The following is a 291-nucleotide window of genomic DNA, read 5'->3' as shown; positions in this document are numbered from 1 at the left end:
AACAGCCCGGTGCGGTCCGGTTGCTTGACGCTGTTCAGGGTGGCCAGGCTGCGTGCCAGCTGTTCGCGGGCAGCGAACGAGGCCGGGTCGCTCTGCTCGCGCAGGATCTGGTCGGCGCCTTCGACCAGCGCCCGAGCGCTGGTGATGTCCTGCAATGCCGACAGGCGCAGGCTGGCCAGGCGCAGCAGGTGCTCGGCCTCGGCCAGGCGCCAGTCCTTGCGGCTGGCACCGAGCACGGTTTCCAGGCGCTGGCTCAGACGTTGCTGGTCGCCCTGCAATTGCGCCACCAGG

1 protein-coding gene is annotated in these 291 nt (G+C 70.1%); it reads right to left on the bottom strand.

Annotated elements, in window-relative coordinates; all coding sequences use genetic code 11:
* Window positions 1-291 (bottom strand): uroporphyrinogen-III C-methyltransferase (locus RRF55_RS27410; RefSeq protein WP_439419218.1); only part of this gene is annotated, 291 nt, incomplete at both ends.

It is taken from the genome of Klebsiella sp. K47, from assembly GCF_051858335.1.
GTDB lineage: Bacteria > Pseudomonadota > Gammaproteobacteria > Enterobacterales > Enterobacteriaceae > Klebsiella > Klebsiella pneumoniae.
This window is presented reverse-complemented; position numbering and strand designations above follow the sequence as displayed.